The 18084-nt window shown below is 63.2% G+C and carries 13 protein-coding genes; 5 read left to right on the top strand and 8 right to left on the bottom strand.

The window, feature by feature from the left end:
* Positions 1-59: 59 nt before the first annotated feature.
* The 6 genes from CN311_RS03330 to CN311_RS03305 form a co-directional block, all read right to left on the bottom strand.
* The gene (locus CN311_RS03330) at positions 60-3239 is read right to left on the bottom strand and encodes an efflux RND transporter permease subunit (protein ID WP_097571979.1); all 3180 of its coding nucleotides are present in this window, start codon (positions 3237-3239) and stop codon (positions 60-62) included.
* Positions 3240-3241: 2 nt separating this feature from the next.
* The gene (locus CN311_RS03325; RefSeq protein WP_097571978.1) at positions 3242-4429 is read right to left on the bottom strand and encodes an efflux RND transporter periplasmic adaptor subunit; all 1188 of its coding nucleotides are present in this window, start codon (positions 4427-4429) and stop codon (positions 3242-3244) included.
* A gap of 302 nt (positions 4430-4731) precedes the next feature.
* Positions 4732-6153 carry a coniferyl aldehyde dehydrogenase gene (locus CN311_RS03320; protein ID WP_097571977.1) on the bottom strand — a complete coding sequence of 474 codons (1422 nt, stop codon included), beginning with the start codon at positions 6151-6153 and terminating at the stop codon, positions 4732-4734.
* 91 nt (positions 6154-6244) lie between these two features.
* A complete protein-coding gene (locus CN311_RS03315; protein ID WP_097572008.1) occupies positions 6245-7375 on the bottom strand; it encodes a patatin-like phospholipase family protein in 1131 nt (376 codons plus the stop codon).
* A gap of 47 nt (positions 7376-7422) precedes the next feature.
* Positions 7423-8205 (bottom strand): 3-hydroxybutyrate dehydrogenase, encoded by a 783-nt coding sequence (locus tag CN311_RS03310; protein WP_097571976.1) that lies wholly within the window; start codon positions 8203-8205, stop codon positions 7423-7425.
* Between the two features lie 154 nt (positions 8206-8359).
* The gene (locus tag CN311_RS03305; protein ID WP_097572007.1) at positions 8360-9448 is read right to left on the bottom strand and encodes a citrate synthase/methylcitrate synthase; all 1089 of its coding nucleotides are present in this window, start codon (positions 9446-9448) and stop codon (positions 8360-8362) included.
* Between the two features lie 91 nt (positions 9449-9539).
* Between CN311_RS03305 and CN311_RS03300 the strand changes: the two genes are divergently transcribed.
* Complete coding sequence (locus tag CN311_RS03300; protein WP_097572006.1) at positions 9540-10679, top strand: citrate synthase; 1140 nt, start codon at positions 9540-9542, stop codon at positions 10677-10679.
* 20 nt (positions 10680-10699) lie between these two features.
* Here CN311_RS03300 and phaR read toward each other — a convergent pair whose 3' ends face one another.
* On the bottom strand, positions 10700-11311 hold the full coding sequence (gene phaR / locus CN311_RS03295; protein WP_097572005.1) for a polyhydroxyalkanoate synthesis repressor PhaR: 612 nt from the start codon (positions 11309-11311) through the stop codon (positions 10700-10702).
* A gap of 299 nt (positions 11312-11610) precedes the next feature.
* Here phaR and CN311_RS03290 point away from each other — a divergent pair, with 299 nt between their 5' ends.
* The gene (locus tag CN311_RS03290; protein WP_097571975.1) at positions 11611-12795 is read left to right on the top strand and encodes an acetyl-CoA C-acetyltransferase; all 1185 of its coding nucleotides are present in this window, start codon (positions 11611-11613) and stop codon (positions 12793-12795) included.
* A 90-nt stretch (positions 12796-12885) separates the two neighbouring features.
* On the top strand, positions 12886-13608 hold the full coding sequence (phbB, locus tag CN311_RS03285) for an acetoacetyl-CoA reductase (protein WP_097571974.1): 723 nt from the start codon (positions 12886-12888) through the stop codon (positions 13606-13608).
* A gap of 51 nt (positions 13609-13659) precedes the next feature.
* On the opposite strand, the gene CN311_RS03280 is transcribed toward phbB, so the two are convergent.
* Entirely contained in the window at positions 13660-14970 is a 1311-nt protein-coding gene (locus CN311_RS03280; protein WP_115504230.1) for an FAD-dependent monooxygenase, read from the bottom strand.
* 23 nt (positions 14971-14993) lie between these two features.
* On the opposite strand from CN311_RS03280, the gene CN311_RS03275 reads away from it, so the two are divergent.
* Together CN311_RS03275 and CN311_RS03270 are read left to right on the top strand one after the other, a co-directional pair.
* Positions 14994-15578, top strand: coding sequence for a TetR/AcrR family transcriptional regulator (locus CN311_RS03275; protein ID WP_097571972.1), 585 nt, complete (start codon positions 14994-14996; stop codon positions 15576-15578).
* Positions 15579-16264: 686 nt separating this feature from the next.
* Positions 16265-18084, top strand: a 1820-nt coding sequence (locus CN311_RS03270; protein WP_280954022.1) for a helicase-related protein, incomplete at its 3' end; no start/stop codon positions are given.

Here is an 18084-nt window from a genome sequence, read left to right as displayed (position 1 = left end):
ATGCAAAAGGCCGCCCGGTGGTTCCCGGGCGGCCTTTTATCTGGCTGATCAAGTGTGAGCTATTCGGCGGCTTTCGGGAAGCCGATCGCCGGTTCCGTGTCCAGATCTTGTCCAGGTGCGGCATCCGTCGAAGCTTCGCTCTTGCCGCGCCGAAACAGCCGGCTGAACCAGCCGCGCCGTGCACCGGGCTTGACCTTGGCGCGGGTGAACACCATCAGCATCGACGGCGTTACCACCAGCGTCAGCACGGTGGCGAAGGACAGGCCGAAGACGATCGCCGAGGACAGCGAAATCCACCATTGCGTCGACGGCGCGTTGATCGTCGTCTCGTGATGGAAGATTTCGAGGCCGAGTCCGAAGGCGATCGGCAGCACGCCGAGGATCGCCGAAACCGCCGTCAGCACCACCGGACGGGCACGTTCGCGGCAGGTTTGCAGCACCGCTTCGACCTTGTCCCAACCCTCCTCGCGCAGCCGGTCATAAGTGTCGATCAACACGATGTTGTTGTTCACCACCACGCCGGCCAGCGCGATGACGCCGATCCCCGACATGACGATGCCGAATGCTTCTCCTGTCAAAAGTAGGCCCAGGAACACGCCGATCGTCGCCATGACCACGCAGGACAGCACCAGCCAGACGCTGGTGAACTTGTTGAACTGCGCCAGAAGCACCAGGAAGATCAGGAAGATCGCGGCGCCGAAGGCCTTGCTGAGGAAGGCGCTGGCCTCCGCACTGTCCTCGTTCGAGCCGGCGAGCTTCCAGCGTATGCCGCTGCCCAGATCCATATCGGTGACAGCCTGGGTGACCTGTTGCTGGACGTTCGCAACCTGGGCGCCGGCGGCGACATTGGCCTGGACGACAACCGTGCGCGCGCCGTCGATGCGGTTGAGGATACCGACCGTCGGCTCGGGCTTGCGCACGACGAAGTTCGAGATCGGCACCGATCCTTGCGAAGTCTGCACCCTGAGTTCGTCGAGCGTCGACAGCGTGCGCCGGTCCTCGGGCAGGCGCAGCCTGATGTCGACGGCGTCGTCCGCGCCGGCGGGCCGGTACTCGGAGAGCTTCAGCCCGTTCGTCACCAGTTGCACCACCGTCCCGACCGAAGTCGGGCTGATGCCGTATTGCGCCGCCTTGGCGCGATCGACCTCAAGCGCCCAGTCGACGCCGGGCGGCGGCAGGCCGTCGGAAATGTCGATGACGCCGGGCACCTTGGCAATGCGCGCGGCGACCGCACGGGCCTTGTCATCGAGCCCTTTCGGGTCGACGGCCGAGAGCCTGATCTGGATCGGCTTGCCGGTGGGCGGACCGGCTTCGGGCACGCGAACCTCGACATCGACACCGGGAATGCCGGCCATGACGCCGCGCAGTTCATCGAGGATAGCGTTCGCGGATTTCCGCTCGCGCCAGTCGACGAATTCGTACTGGATGACGCCGACCACGTCTTCGGGAATATCCTGGCCACCGCCTTGCGTCTTGCCGACACGAGTGTAGACCGATTTCACGCCGGGCCAACCGAGCAGCCGGTTCTCCGCGGTCTTGGTGGCGGCATCCATTTCGGCGAGCGAGAGATTGCCGCGGGCATGCACATAGAGCAGGCCGTAGTCGGGCTCGACATTCGGGAAGAACTCGACGCCGGCGCCATATTTCGAATAGGCAAAGCCGACGCCGAACAAAAGCGCGACGGTGAGCACAAGCACGGTGACGGGAAAGCGCACCGCCTGCTTGACCACGGCCATGTACCAGCCGTCGCGATTGTCATCCTCGTGATGCGGCGGCGCCTTGGCGAACAGGGCGCCGAGCGTCGGCGCGAAAACCAGCGCATAGAGCATCGACGCCGACAGCGTGACGATCAGCGTGATCGGCATGTATTTCATGAAGTCGCCGATGATGCCCGGCCAGAACAACAGCGGCGAGAAGGCGGCGATACGCGTCATCGTCGCGGCGATGACCGGGCCGGCCATGCGCTTGGCGGCAAGCGCGAAGGCTTCTTCCTTCGGCATGCCTTCGCTCATGCGCCGCTCGGCGAATTCGGTGACGATGATGGCGTCGTCGACCAGCATGCCGACCGCCAGGATGAGGCTGAACAGCACGATCATGTTGATCGTGTAGCCCATCATGGCCAAGAGCAGGATACCGATCAGGAAGGACGACGGAATCGCCAGTCCAATCAGCACCGATGCGCGGCCCGACAGCGCATAGAGAATGACGATGAACACCAGGATCACGGCGATCATGACGTGGTTCTGCAGATCGCCGAGCAGTTGGTTGACGAAGACCGATTTGTCCTGCGTGTAGGTGACGTGCATGCCCTCCGGCATGCTTTTGACGAAGCCGTCGGACACCGCCCGCACCTGGGCGATCGTGTCGATCAGATTGGAGCCGATGCGCTTCTTCACCTCGATCGCGATCGCCGGCTTGCCGTCGAGGCGGGTTACCGTTTCGGCGTCCTTGAAGGTGGAACGGACGGTAGCGATGTCCTTGGCCTGCACCACGGCATTGGGACCGGCGACGACCGGAAGTGCCGCCACATCCTCCGGCGTCTCGATCAGCGACGGCACCTTGACGGCGTATTTGCCCTCGGAGCCTTCGATGTTGCCGGCTGCGACAAGACTGTTGGAAGCGCCGACCGCGCCGATCAGCTGATCGAGCTGCAGCCCGTAGGACGACAGTTTCATCGGATCGATGACGACTTCGACGAGATCGTCGCGCGCACCCTGCAGCGCGCCTTCCAGCACGCCGGGCACCTCCTCGATACGGTCGCGCAGCTCGCGCGCCGCCGCCGTCAGCACGCGCTCGGGCACCTCGCCCGACAGCGTCACCACCAGGACGGGGAACTCGGAGACGTTGACTTCGGTGACCACAGGCTCTTCGGCTGCCTGCGGCAGGTCGGCCTTGCCGTCCTGCACCTTGCTGCGCGTATCCTGCAGCGCCGTCGCCAGATCCGTCTGCGGCTGGAATTCGACCAGCACATAACCGCCACCCTGGAAGGCGGCGGAGCGCATCTCCTTCAGACCTTTGAGGCTTTTCAGCTTGGCTTCCATCGGCCGCAGCAGCAGGCGTTCCGAATCCTCGGGCGATATGCCCTGATAGATCAGGCTGACATACATCATCGGAATCGGAACATCGGGTTCGGCTTCCTTCGGCGTCGACTGATAGGCGACCCAGCCGGCAAGCAGAAGGAAGACCAGGACCGAGATGGTCAGGCGGGCATTGTTGATTGCAAGCTTGACGATATCCATGGTTATTGCGTCCCGGCCGCCACTTCGCCCAAGAGCTTCTGGATGGTCGCCTGATCGGCCTCGACCGGCTTGACCACTTCGCCTTCCTTCACCAGCTCCTGGCCGGCGACGATGACACGCGCATCGGAGGGGATGCCACCAAGCACCAGGCCGGCCGGTGTGTCGTCGACCAGGTCGATCGGGAAGAACACGACCTTGTTGTCCTTGTCGACGGCGCGAATGCCGAGATCGCCCTTGTCGCCGAGCGTCACCACCGAGCGCGGCAGCATCACGGCGTCGGTCGGCTGGGCGCTGAGCGCGATCTCGGCCGTCATGCCGGCCGGCACGGAGCCATCGCCATTGGGGATGGCGACCTCGACCCGGAAGGTTCGGGTTGCCGAAGACGCATCCCGGCTGATGTAGCGCAGGGTGCCCTTGACCGTCCGGCCGCTGACCAGACGCACATTGGCTTCGTCGCCGATCTTGAGATAGCCGAGATCACGTTCGCTGACTTCGCCGCGGGCGATCACCGGATCGAGCTTCAGGATGGTCGCCACCTCGCCGCCCTGCATCACCGAGCTGCCAAGCTCCACCGGCACTCTGTCGACAACACCATCGAACGGAGCCCTCACCTCATTGCGATCAAGCTGGGCTTGCATGGCTTCCAGCATCGATTGCGCTAAGGTCAGGGTGGAGCGGGCGTTGTCGAGCTGCAGCTTGGGCAGATTGCCGGTTTTCGCCAGCCGCGAGGCCGCATCGAGTTCGGCCTGACGCTGCGCGACAAGCTGCTTGGCATTGTTGAGCGCCGAAAGTTTTTCCTCGGAGGCAAGCATCAGCACAAGGTCGCCCGTCTTGACGTGCTGGCCTTGCTTGACCGGCAGCTTGTCGATGATGCCGTCGACCCGGGTCGCCAGCACCGCGCGCTTGTCTGCCTCGGTCAGTCCGGAAATGCGGATGGCGCGCGCATAGGTACGCCGTGGCGGCGTCACCACCGCAACGGTGCGCAAGGACGCCTTAGGCTGTTCGGCTTCGGCTGTGCCTGGAGTCTGGGGCTTGCTCGCGTCGGCCTTGGGCTGCTCGACTTCGCCTGCCTTGGGCTTGCTGTCGGCGACGGCGCTGCCGACGGACGAGAACTGTCCGGTCGCCATCCAGGCGGCGAAACCGATAAGCACAACAATCGCTGCAAGCTTGTGAAACCTGATTTTCAGCATCGTCGTTTTCCAGTGCGCGGGGTTCGGCCAGACCGTGTTTTAACACTACCGCGTCTTCTAACTCGGACGCGCTGCCGATATGGGTGCGCGCAAGGCCGTGTTCAAATCGCCGTGATCGGCGAAGCGCGCTTCTACATCAAAGTTGCACCGCAATATAGTCAGAAAAGTTGATGGATTATCGCGCCGCCGCGCTAGATGCGGCCGCGGCCAACCGGTTTTCTACCGCTTTACAGGTCGCTTTTTGCCGAAAGGCGCAGTCGAAAAAGAAATGGCAGCAGGCGTCAGCATGGTGAAGACTTCCGTTAGGTCACCAACCCCAGCAGCCTGAAAGCCCGCTCGAATGTCTTGCCATAGGGCGGACGCAGAAGGCCGCCCGCGCTCAGCCTGGATTGAATGAAGATCGGCTTTTCCTTGCTGAAGGTGCGAAAACCCCATTCGCCATGGTAGACGCCCATGCCGCTGGCGCCAACGCCGCCGAATGGCTGGCGCTCCTGTACGAGGTGCAGCATGCAGTCGTTGATTGTAACGCCGCCGGCGATTGTTTCCCGCATTATCCGTTGGCGATTGCCGCGATCGCGCCCAAACCAGTAGAGCGCCAGCGGACGCTCCGCCCGATTGACATGGTCGATGGCGTCATCGATCCTGGCGTATTCGATGATCGGCAGCACCGGCCCGAAAATCTCTTCGCGCATCAGCCGCAGGTCGTTGCTCGCACTCATGACCAACGTGGGCGCCATCTTGCGATCCGTAACGCCGAGTTTTTCGCCGGCCGGATCGACCTCGATGACATCGGCGCCATTCTCGCGCGCCTCGGCGATCATGTCGCCGAGACGCCGATGGTGCCGCTCGCTGATGATGGCGGTATAATCGGGATTGTCGCGCAAGGTCGGATAGAGCCGTGCCATCGCAGCGGCAAGCTTTGCGGCAACCGTCGCGGCCTGCCCGAGCGGAACCATCAGATAGTCGGGTGCGATGCAGGTCTGGCCAGCGTTCAGCAGTTTGCCGTAGGCGACGCTGGACACGGACGCATCGAGATCGCACGACGAGTCGAAGATGGCGGGCGACTTGCCGCCAAGCTCGAGCGTCACCGGCGTCAGATTGGCGGCCGCTTCCATCGCGACCTGGCGGCCAACGGCAGTCGAGCCCGTGAACAGCAGATGATCGAAAGGCATCGATACGAATGCCTTTCCAACCTCGGCGTCGCCATTCACGACACTCATCTCGTCGGGAGCGAAATGCTCCCCGACCAGCCAATCGAGCAGCGCGGAAAACCTCGGTGTCAATTCAGAGGGTTTAAGCAGAACGCGATTGCCAGCGGCCAACGCCGCCGTCGCCGGGGCGATGGCGAGCTGGAAGGGGTAATTCCAGGGCGACACGACGCCAACGACACCGATCGGTTGCGGAAGAAGACGGTTGCGCCCCGGCAAGAACGGCAGGCTGGTGGCGACACGGCGTTCGCGCATCCAACCCCGCAGATGCGCAAGCGCATGCCTTATACCCGCGCGGACAACAAACAGTTCGGCGAGGCGCGTCTCCTGCGCCGACCGGCCGCCGAAATCGGCGTCGATGGCGGCGCATATCTCGGCCTCGTGGCTTTCGGTGAGCGCCAGCAGACGCTTCAGCCGATCCTTCCGCACATCGAGGCCTGGAAAGGGTTGTCCCTCAAATGCCGCACGCTGCAGTCGGAACCCCGCATCGAGAGCATCCCGTCTGGCCTGCAACATCGCACCCTCCCGTTTGCGTGAGGGGTCACGTTACATCGCACGATGGGATTTAATCCAGCACCTCCCGGAGTAAGCCGCCCCACAGCAAGGACTACGCCTGACGGCTTGCTTGCTCGGGCTTCTTGCGCGCCGCCAGGAATTCCTTGACCCGCCGGCCGGGCGCCGGGCCGCGCACCGGCTTGAAGCCGTCATCGAGCTCGCCGGAGAGATCGAGCGTTGGCCGTTTGCCCACGGCGTCGTAATGCTCCTCCAGCCAGTCGCTGGCGGCGGTGCGGCCAAGGTCGCGCAGATAGGTGAGGAAGGCCCATTCGGCATTGACCTTGGACGAGGCCGACAGGTCCTTGAACGCCTCGTCTGCGTCGATGCGGTGCATGCGGATGTCGCGATATTCGCCATGCGGAAGCCGGCCGGCGGCGATCAGTTCCTTGACGAAGGCGATCGAACGGAATTCACGCAGCAGCCCGGAGTTGAAGGTGATCTCATCGATGCGGTTCTGGATTTCGTTGGCGCTCTTCGGCGTGCCTTCACGCACCACCGGATTGATCTGCACCAAAAGCACATCCTCGGTGACGGCCGACTTGAAGAACGGGAACAGCGCCGGATTGCCGCCATAGCCGCCGTCCCAGTAGGGCACGCCCTTGATCTCGACGGCGCGAAACAATTGCGGCAGGCAGGCTGACGCCATCACCGTGTCGAGGTCGATCTCGCCATCGGAGAAGACGCGCAACTGACCGGTCTCGACATTGGTCGCCGAGATGAAAAGCTCCATCGACTTGCAGGCGCGCACATTGTCGAAATCGATCTCCTGCTCGATCACATCGCGCAGCGGGTTGAGGCCGAGCGGATTGGCGACATAGGGCGAAAACACCCGCGACATCGTGTCGAAGAACAGATAGCCCGGCGTGTTCTCGATCGACCAATTGCCCCAGGCGACGTCCCACGGCATGCGCTGCACCGGGCTGAAGCGGCCCTTCCGCGCCACCGCGCGCCAGAAATCGTCGAGCTTGCGCCGCGCGCCATCGACGCCGCCGCGCACGAAACCGTCGGCCAGTGCCACCGCGTTCATGGCGCCGGCGCTGGTGCCCGAAACCGCTGCTATATCGAGCCGTCCGTCCTCCAGCAGCCGGTCGAGCACGCCCCAGGAAAAGGCCCCGTGCGAGCCGCCGCCCTGCAGCGCGACATTGATCTTCTTTTTCTCCTCCGCCTTGCCGTTTGTCGTCATGGCGTCGTCCTTGATGTGGCGGCCGGATTTATCACGCGCACCCGAACTCACTGGGCGGTCCAGCCGCCGTCGACTGAGATATGCGTGCCGTTGATCTGCGCCGCCGCATCGGAACACAGGAATACCGCGGCTGCGGCGACCTGCTCGACCGTGACGAACTCCTTGGTCGGCTGCTTTTCCAGCATGACTTCGCGGATGACGGTCTCGCGATCCATATTGTTGGCCTTCATCTGGTCGGGTATCTGCGCTTCGACCAGCGGCGTCAGCACATAGCCGGGGCAGATGGCGTTGCAGGTGATCTTTTCACGCGCAAGTTCGAGCGCCACCGTCTTGGTCAGCCCCATGATGCCGTGCTTGGCCGCGACATAGGCCGATTTGAACGGCGAGGCGACCAGCCCGTGCGCCGAGGCGACGTTGACGATCCGGCCGCCGCCGACCTGTTTCATCAGCGGAATGGCGGCGGCAATGGTGTGGAAGGCCGACGACAAATTGATGGCGATGATCGCATCCCACTTCTCGACCGGGAATTCCTCCACCGGCGCGACATGCTGGATGCCCGCATTGTTGACCAGAATATCGACCGAGCCGAATGTCTCGGCTGCCTTCTCGACCAGGGCCCGGCATTCGGCCGGCTTCGACATGTCCGCCTTGATATAGACCGTCTTCACCTTGTGGTGTTTGGCGATCGCATCGGCAATCGCATGGTCGTCCGCCGTATCGGAAAAGGAATTGACGACGATGTTGCAGCCTTGCGCCGCAAGCGCATGGGCAATGGCCAGGCCGATACCCGAAGTGGATCCGGTGAGGATGGCGGTTTTTCTGCTGGGCAAGGCGGAATCCTCAATGCTGCGCTGACAGGAGTATATTGCAGTGCAGCATATATGTCTTGTGCGGCGTGAAAACAGCAGCACATTCGACGCGATGACATGAAATTTCTGTCACGAAAGAGCGGGCTCGGCCCATGCATGGGCCGAGGGTTGAACCTCAAGCGACCAGTTTCGGCACCGGCCCGATATAGCGTGACTGCGGGCGGATGAGGCGCCCGGTTGTCTGCTGCTCGCGCGCATGGGCTATCCAGCCGGCCACTCGCCCGGCGGCAAAGACGTTGGTGAACGCCTCTTTCGGGAAGCCTGCCGCCTCCAGCAGCAACGCGGTATAGAATTCGACATTGGTCTGGAGCGAGCGTGACGGTTTGGCGACCCGAAGCACCTCGAGCGCTGCCCGCTCCACTTTTTCGGCGAATGCCAGACGACGAGCGGCTCCGTCCTCGCTGCCGAGTTGCCGAACCACGGCCTTCAGCACGTCGGCGCGCGGATCGCGCACGCGGTAGATGCGGTGGCCAAACCCCATAATGCGCTCGCCGCGCGCGATTTCGTCGCGCAGCCAGCCGGCAGCATTGCCGCTTGCCTCGATCGCGTCCAGCATCTCGATCACCGGACCGGGCGCGCCGCCATGCAGCGGGCCCTTGAGCGCGCCGAGCCCGGCCAATACCGAAGACGTCAGGCCGGCCTGCGTCGACGCCACCACCCGGGTCGCGAAGGTCGATGCATTGAGGCCGTGGTCGCAGACCGTGACCAGATAAGCATCGACGGCTCTGGCCAGTATCGGCGACGCTGGAATGCCGGTCAGCATCCGCAGCATGTCAGCGGCATGATCGGCCTTCCCCTCCGGTGCGATCGGGCTTTCGCCGCGACGCAGGCGCAGCAAGGCCGGTGTCAGCACCGCGGGCGCGGCGATCAGCCGGAGCGCATCGATCAGCCTGTCGCCGTCCGGCATCAGCGCGACGCCGGCCCGCATGCCGCTGTAGATGTCGAGCGAGGCGAGATAGGGCAGCACGGGTTCGATCCGCTCGAACACCTCGACGCGAGCCTGCCCGAGTGCATCAGCCAATTGTCCGTCATCATGAAGGTCGTCGAAGAAGCCATCGAGCAACAGACGAACCACCTGGGAATAGGACCAGCGGCCAGCCAGTTCCGGCAGCGAATGGCCTCGGATGGTGAGACGGCCCCCAAGACCGTCGACATCAGAGAGCACTGTTTCCGCCGCGACCACGTCATCGAGCCCGTTTGCCATGTCAGTCTCCTTGCAGCGTTTCTCCATAAAAGATAAGGGTTGGGCCATGCATTAATCAATCTTGATCAATATAATCAATATCAGGCTCGAAATGTCCGAATGGCTGTCGCGAGAAGAGGCGTTGGAAAGGCTCAAGGTGCGGCCACAAACGCTCTACGCCTATGTCAGCCGCGGCCGCATCGGCATGCGGCCGGATGAGACAGACCCGCGCCGCAGCCAATACCGCGCCGACGACATCGGCGCACTTGCCACACGCCGGGCACGCGGACGCAGTCCCTCGGCCATCGCCGAAAGTGCGATTGCCTGGGGCGAGCCATCGATCGCTACAGCGATTTCGACCGTTGTGCACGGTCGCCTCATTTACCGGGGTCAGGATGCCATTGCGCTGTCGAAATGGGCCACGCTGGAGGAAACCGCCGCCGTGCTCTGGACCCTGGCTGAACCGATGGCTTTCAACGCACCGTCGTCTGAGGCACCTCATCCAGTCGGCCGCGCCTCGGCCTTTACGCAGCTTGCCATGCTGGCCAGCCAGGGAAGGCCTTCACTAGGACGCAGCGCTGCCTCACTGTGCGCTGAGGCCGCGCACACAGTTGGAGCGCTGGCTCAGTCGCTGGGCGCTGTGGCCGGCACAAACCCTGTCCACCTACGATTGGCGCAGGGCTGGTCGGTGGATGGTGGCGGCGCGGAAGCGATACGCTGCGCCCTTGTCCTGCTTGCCGATCATGAACTCAACGCATCGACCTTCGCTGCCCGCGTCGCGGCCTCGACCGGAGCCTCACCTGCTGCGTGCCTGCTGGCCGGCCTGGCAACCCTGTCCGGCCCGCGCCACGGAGGCGCCGGCGAAGCGGTAATGCAACTCGCCGACGACGCGGCGCTGCACGGCGCCGATGCGGCGATCCGGCGCTGGCTCGGCCATGACCGGCCGTTGCCGGCGTTCGGCCATCCGCTCTATCCCGAGGGCGATCCCCGCGCCACAGCACTTTTGACGGCCATTCCCGTCGACGAGACACTGCAACAACTGGAAAAAGCTGCCATTGCCGTAACCGGCACGCACCCGAACATCGACTTTGCCCTGGCCGCGCTGACGCGCAGTTTTGGCTTGCCACGCGATGCGCCATTCCAGCTGTTTGCGCTTGGACGCAGCGTCGGCACGACCGCACATATGGTCGAACAGATAGCGAGCGGCAGCAGCATCAGGCCGCGCGGACGCTACGAGGGGCCGCTGCGGTAAATCGCCAGGGCGCTATGCAATCACGACATGGTGTCGAGCTTGCGCTGCATGGCGGCGATCTGCTCCTTCAGCTCCTGAAGGTCGTCGGGTTTTTCCGGCGCATCCTTCCTGGCTGGTTCGGCCGGCGCAGTGCCGGGGCCGTTCGTGCCGGCGGGCGGGAATGGCGTGAACAGGCGCATGGCGTCCTGGAACATCTCCATGTTGCGGCGCGTCTGCTCTTCCAGCGCCTTGATCGGCGTGGCGATCTTCATCATGTCCAGCGGTGACTTGCCAAGCGCGCCCTTCATCTGCTCGCGGAAGCGTTCCTGTTCCTTGGCGAAAGCGATCATCGACTGTTCGAGGAAACTCGGCACGATCATCTGCATCTGGTCGCCGTAGAAGGCGATCAGTTGCCGCAGGAACGGGATCGGCAGCATGTTCTGCCCGTCCTTGTTCTCCAGCTCGAAGATGATCTGGGTCAGCACCGGATGCGTTATGTCGTCGCCGGTCTTGGCGTCCTGGACGGTGAACTCCTCGCCCTTCTTGACCATGTCGGCGAGGTCCTCGAGCGTCACATAAGTGCTGGTGCCCGTGTTGTAGAGGCGGCGATTGGCATATTTCTTGATAATGATTGGTTCGTCTTTCGCGGCCATCTGCATCCCTCCCCGGACACCGGCGCACTTGAGTAAGCGGCCGATAACGATTGCGCCTTTTCAAGGATATGCGCAAAAGCGTCACAATTCCAAGCGGTTTGTGCAGTGCGAGATGAATTAATGCTGCATGGCGGGCTGAATATGCTGCGCAGCAACGACGACCTTATTCCCATGGGCGCGTGCAAACCGCTTGCAGCGCATGGCCGTCGTGCCCATTTCCGGTTTGACTTGGGTCATGGAACGGGCAAGAAAAGTCCCTAACGATACCCAAAACACGCCCCTGAAGTCTGGAGAAGAACATGTCCGCTTCCAACACCATCGTCGTCGCCAGCGCGGCGCGCACGCCCGTCGGTTCCTTCAACGGCGCCTTCGCCAACACGCCGGCCCATGAATTGGGCGCCGTCGCCGTCAAGGAAGCGCTCGCTCGCGCCGGCGTCGACGGCAAGGAGGTCGACGAGGTGATCCTCGGCCAGATCCTGACCGCAGCGCAAGGCCAGAATCCGGCGCGCCAGGCGGCGATGGCGGCCGGCGTGCCGCAGGAAGCGACCTCGTGGGGCCTCAACCAGCTCTGCGGCTCGGGCCTGCGCGCCATCGCGCTCGGCATGCAGCAGATCGCCATGGGAGATGCAAAGATCATCGTCGCCGGCGGCCAGGAATCGATGTCGATGGCCCCGCACGCGCAGCATCTGCGCAGCGGCGTCAAGATGGGCGACTTCAAGCTGATCGACACCATGATCAAGGACGGCCTGACCGATGCCTTCTACGGCTACCACATGGGCAACACCGCCGAGAACGTCGCCCGCCAATGGCAACTGACCCGCGACGACCAGGACAAGTTCGCCGTCGGCTCGCAGAACAAGGCCGAGGCAGCGCAAAAGGCCGGCAGGTTCAAGGACGAGATCGTCGCCGTCACCATCAAGGGCAAGAAGGGCGACACGATTGTCGACCAGGACGAATACATCCGCCACGGCTCGACCCTCGAAGCCATGACCAAGCTGAGACCCGCCTTCGACAAGGAAGGCACGGTCACCGCCGGCAATGCCTCCGGCATCAATGATGGCGCCGCCGCCGTGGTGCTGATGACCGAAGCGGAAGCCGCAAAGCGCGGCATCACGCCGCTGGTGCGCATCGTTTCCTGGGCCACCGCCGGCGTCGATCCGCAGATCATGGGCACCGGACCCATTCCCGCCTCGCGCAAGGCGCTGGCCAAGGCCGGCTGGTCGGTCGGCGACCTCGACCTGGTCGAGGCCAACGAGGCTTTCGCCGCGCAAGCCTGCGCCGTTAACAAGGACATGGGCTGGGATCCCTCGATCGTCAACGTCAATGGCGGCGCCATCGCCATCGGCCACCCGGTCGGGGCGTCCGGCGCCCGCATCTTCAACACACTGGTCTACGAGATGCAGCGCAGAAGTGCGAAGAAGGGCCTGGCCACGCTGTGCATCGGCGGCGGCATGGGCGTCGCCATGTGCGTGGAAGCGCTGTAACGATATTGATGACCGGGCGGCGCGAGTCGCCCGCTCTTTCTTCAGTGCATAAAAAGCCCGAAAAACGGGCGTATCAAAAAGGGGAAACGCATGAGCAAGGTTGCAATCGTCACAGGCGGGTCGCGCGGCATCGGCGCGGCCATATCGATCGCGTTGAAGAATGCCGGCTATTCGGTTGCCGCGAACTACGCCGGCAATGACGAAGCGGCGCAGAAATTCAAGGCGGAGACCGGCATCCCCGTCTACAAATGGTCGGTCGCCGACTACGATGCCTGCGCTGCCGGCATCGGCCGGGTCGAGGCCGATCTCGGCCCGGTTTCCGTGCTGGTCAACAATGCCGGCATCACCCGCGACGCCATGTTCCACAAGATGACGCGCGAGCAGTGGAAAGAAGTCCTCGACACCAACCTGTCGGGCGTCTTCAACATGACGCATCCGCTGTGGGGCGGCATGCGCGACCGCAAATTCGGCCGCGTCATCACCATCTCCTCGATCAACGGCCAGAAGGGCCAGACTGGCCAAGTCAACTATTCGGCCTCGAAGGCTGGCGACATCGGCTTCACCAAGGCGCTCGCCCAGGAAGGGGCACGGGCCGGTATCACCGTCAATGTCATCTGCCCCGGCTACATCGCCACCGACATGGTCATGGCCGTACCTGAAAAGGTGCGGGAAGCGATCATCGCGCAAATCCCCGCGGGCCGTCTCGGCGAGCCGGAAGAGATCGCGCGCTGCGTCGTCTTCCTCGCCTCCGAGGACGCCGGCTTCATCACCGGCTCGACCCTCACCGCCAATGGCGGCCAGTACATTACCTGAGGCTTCGGAATCACCTAAGACCGGCCCAACGGCCGGCACTGGCAGATGCCGTCAGGCGGCAAGTTTCATGCCTTGCTTGGCAACAGGCCCGGTTCGCGTGACTGGAACCGGCTGACGCGAAGGCACTGGCAGCCGGGCAAGTGGCGCCCTGCTGAGGCCCGACAGCTTCAAGGCGAGGCGACGCTTCAGGAATGGATTGAGGTTAAGCACCGAAAGCGCCAGGTTGCGAAGGAAGCGCTTCACCGGACTGCGGGCAAGCGCCATCTCGGTCATCCTGCCGGCCAGTTCGAGCACTTCCTGTGCCGCGGGACGCCGCAATTTCTCATAGAGATCGAGTTCCGCTTCCGGGCGAACGCCGTTCACCACGTCGCCAAGCAACTGGCCCAGCATCACCGCATCGATGATGCCGGTGTTCATGCCTTGCCCGCCAGCGGGGCTGTGGACATGCGCGGCGTCGCCCATCAGGAACAACCGGTCCTTGCGATATGCCCGGACCAGCCGGTGATGCACGCGAAAGCGCGAGCTCCACATCAGGTCGATAACCCTGGTCCTTTCCTTGGTCGGACCACGGCTGTCGAGCAGCGCCTGGATGTCGGCGACATCCGGCTTTTCCGGCGCGTCATCCACTGTCGCAACGACACGGTACGATCCGTCCGGAAGCGGTGCCACCACCACCAGCCCGGCAGAGGCAAAGAGCAACGACACTTCGGTCGCCCCGACAGGCCAGTCGAGACGAACATCGGCAAGCACGAAAGAAGCATCATAGGCTGCACCGTCGAACTCTATGCCGGCCGACTTGCGCGCCAGGCTGTTCATGCCGTCGGCGCCAACGACGTAACGTGCCGATATGAGTTTCTCGCGGCCGTTCTCGACCACGGTCACATGTGCACCGTCAACGTCCTGGACAACCGTCCTGGCCTCGACCGAGCGATGAATGACGCCGCCCAGGGCCGCGATCCGTTCGGCGAACACCTGTTCGGTCAGGTTCTGAGGTAGCATCAACAGATAGGGATGTTTTGTCGGAAGCTTACCGAAATCGAGCTTGAGCAGCGCCCGGTTGCGGTCGCGGATGGCGAAGTTTTCCAACTTCAGGGCAAGTTCAGTCAGCCGTCCTGTGACGCCGAGAGGTTCGAGCGATTCCAGCGTCTGGGCGTGAATGACGCCAGCACGCGAACTCTGAAGGCCGTGCGCCAGTCTGTCGATCAACACATGATCGACGCCGGCTTGATGCAGCGCGATGGACAGTGCCATGCCGGTCGGGCCCGCGCCAATGATCAGGACTTTCGTTGTCTCAGGCAACATTTTCTTTCTCCATTTATCAACACATGTTGACTTTCTAGCGGACGCTGTTGCATTTGTCAACAGTCGTTGGCATATGAATTTTCATGACCGAGAATCAACCGAAGAAAACCAGCAAGTCGGACCGCACGCGGGCCCACATCCTCGAGGCCGCTCGCCACCTGTTCGGCGAGCACGGCTATGACGGCGCCTCCATACGCGACGTCGCCGCGCAAGCCTCGATCGATCCGGCCATGGTGATCCGCTATTTCCGCAACAAGGACGAGCTGTTCGCGAGGGCTGCGGTCGTCGACCTGCAATTGCCGGCACTGCAAGTGATCGACCGAACTACCGTCGGCGAAACGTTGATCAGGCGTTTTCTCGAAATCTGGGAAGGTTCGGCCAGCGGTCCTGGCATGGCGATCTTGCTACGCTCGTCGACATCGCACGAATTTGCAGCCGAAAAGTTGCGCGAGGTGTTTGCCAATCAGGTGAGACCGGTGGTTGCGGCGGTCGGCGACCCCACCGATGCAGGTCGACGGGCCGGGCTTGTTTCGAGCCAGTTGCTGGGCTTGGCAATGTGCCGCTATTTGTTGCGGCTTCCGCCCGTCGTCGCCCTGTCCCATGACGAAATCATTCGGAACGTCGGGCCTACGTTGCAGCGTTATGTCACGGGAACAGATGCGCCTTGAACCATCCGGCATTGCTGGCCGGGTTCTGGTCGCCATACCGCCACTGCGCCCTGCGATGGGCGCACGCCTATATGTGCCGAAGCGACACGCAAAGGTTAAGGGCGGCTCGGCCGCGTGTGCAAAACCGGTTTCACAACCTGTGGATTCTCGGTGGAAAACCTGTTCACAACACAACATGTTGGGGCGAACAAAACAGGAATCTAGGCCTATCTCCGATTCGTCGCCGTTTCGTTCCGGCTTTGACCGGAACGTTAACGACGAAGCCCGAAACCACAGCCGGAAAAGTTAAGGCGCATTAAGAAACATCAATAATTTCATAAGCTTGGAAGAACCGGATCGCCCCGCCAGGATCGTTCCTCGGCAAAGGTTAACGAGCGCGTTCTCCCTGCATGAATCGGGCCAATCCACCGATTCAGCATGTGGTGCGTAACGTCGCCAAGAAATCCAGATGTAGCCGTGAACAAACCCTGAATCGGCGTGAGTCAGTGATTCGTCGCCGATTCGTTCCAGACTCGTTCCACCTGTTAATTCGGGAACAGAATGGCGCGTCCGAATGGAGCGTTCGGCCCGCCGTTGGAACATTCCGCTTTCGCTTCGTGCGTGAAATCCCTATGTGTGCCCTGTCACACGCGCCACCACTGGCGTGCTCCCCGGCAATGAGCGGCAGAAGCGTTATTTCCGAGCCGATGAACATCCAGCCGAAACACACTGAGCCGCTGATCCTGTCGGGCCGCGACGTGACCGCCGTGCTCGGCCCGACCAACACCGGCAAGACCCATCTCGCCATCGAGCGCATGGTGGCCCATGACAGCGGCATCATCGGCCTGCCGCTCAGGCTGCTCGCCCGCGAGGTCTATACACGCGTCTGCGAGAAGGTCGGCGCCCACAAGGTGGCGCTCATCACCGGCGAGGAGAAGATCCAGCCGGCGGGCGCGAAATACTCGGTCTGCACGGTGGAAGCCATGCCGCGCGAGACCGACGCCGCCTTCGTCGCCATCGACGAGGTCCAGCTTGCCGGCGATCTCGAACGCGGCCACATCTTCACCGACCGCATCCTGCATCTGCGCGGCCGCCAGGAGACGCTGCTGCTGGGGGCGGCCACCATGCACGGCATCCTCCAGCGCCTGCTGAAAGGCGTCTCGGTGGTGACCCGGCCACGGCTGTCGCATCTGGCCTATGCCGGGTCGAAGAAGCTGACCCGTCTGCCCAGGCGCACGGCGATCGTCGCCTTCTCCGCCGACGAGGTCTATGCCATCGCCGAACTGATCCGCCGCCAGCAGGGCGGGGCCGCCGTCGTGCTTGGCGCGCTGTCGCCCCGCACCCGCAACGCCCAGGTGGCGCTGTTCCAGGCGGGCGATGTCGACTACCTCGTCGCCACCGACGCCATTGGCATGGGGCTCAACCTCGATCTCGACCATGTCGCCTTCGCCCAGAACCGCAAATTCGATGGCTACCAGTACCGCAACCTGACCGCGGCCGAACTTGGCCAGATTGCCGGCCGCGCCGGCCGGCACCTGCGCGACGGCACCTTCGGCGTCACCGGCCAGGTCGATCCGCTGGACGAAGATCTGATCAAGAAGATCGAAGGGCATGAGTTCGACCCGGTGAAGGTGCTGCAATGGCGCACCGCGCATTTCGATTTCGCCAGCATTGATGCGCTCAAACGCTCGATCGAGACCAACGCGCCGGTCGAGGGCCTGACGCGCGCGTTGCCGGCGGTGGACGCGCAGGCGCTGGAGCACCTCTCGCGCGACGAGGAAATAAGGACGCTCGCCACCGATCCCAAGCGCGTGGCGCTGCTGTGGGAAGCCTGCGCGCTTCCCGACTACAGGAAGATCGCCCCGGCCCAGCATGCCGACCTGATCGCCTCGATCTACATGGACCTTGCCAGGCATGGCCATGTCGATGAGAATTACATGGCCGAGCAAGTGCGCCGGGCCGACACGACAGAGGGCGACATCGACACGCTGTCGCACCGCATTGCCCAGATCCGCACCTGGACTTTCGTTTCCAACCGGCCCGGCTGGCTGGCCGATCAGGCACACTGGCAGGAAAAGACGCGCGAAATCGAAGACAGATTGTCGGATGCGCTGCATGAGCGGTTGACGAAACGCTTCGTAGACCGCAGGACTTCCGTCCTCATGCGGCGCCTTAGAGAAAATACCATGCCTGAAGCCGAAATCAGCCCAACCGGAACCGTCCTCGTCGAAGGCCATCATGTCGGCGAATTGCAGGGGTTCCGCTTCACCGCCGACCAGAGCGCCGGCGGCGAGGATGCAAAGGCGGTGCGCACGGCAGCGCAGAAGGCGCTTGCAGCCGAATTCGAGGCACGGGCCGAACGGTTCGGCGCCTGCGCCAACGGCGATATCGCGCTCGGCTCCGACGGCACGCTGCGCTGGATCGGTGCGCCGATCGGCACGTTGGTGGCAGGCGACGAGGCATTGAAACCGCGGCTGGTGCTGCTGGCCGACGAGCAGCTCACCGGTCCCGCCCGCGACAAGGTCGC

The sequence above is a fragment of the Mesorhizobium sanjuanii genome, from assembly GCF_002529485.1.
Lineage (GTDB): Bacteria > Pseudomonadota > Alphaproteobacteria > Rhizobiales > Rhizobiaceae > Mesorhizobium > Mesorhizobium sanjuanii.
Note: the sequence above shows the minus strand (reverse complement) of the source record. Positions and strands in the feature narration are given on the sequence as shown.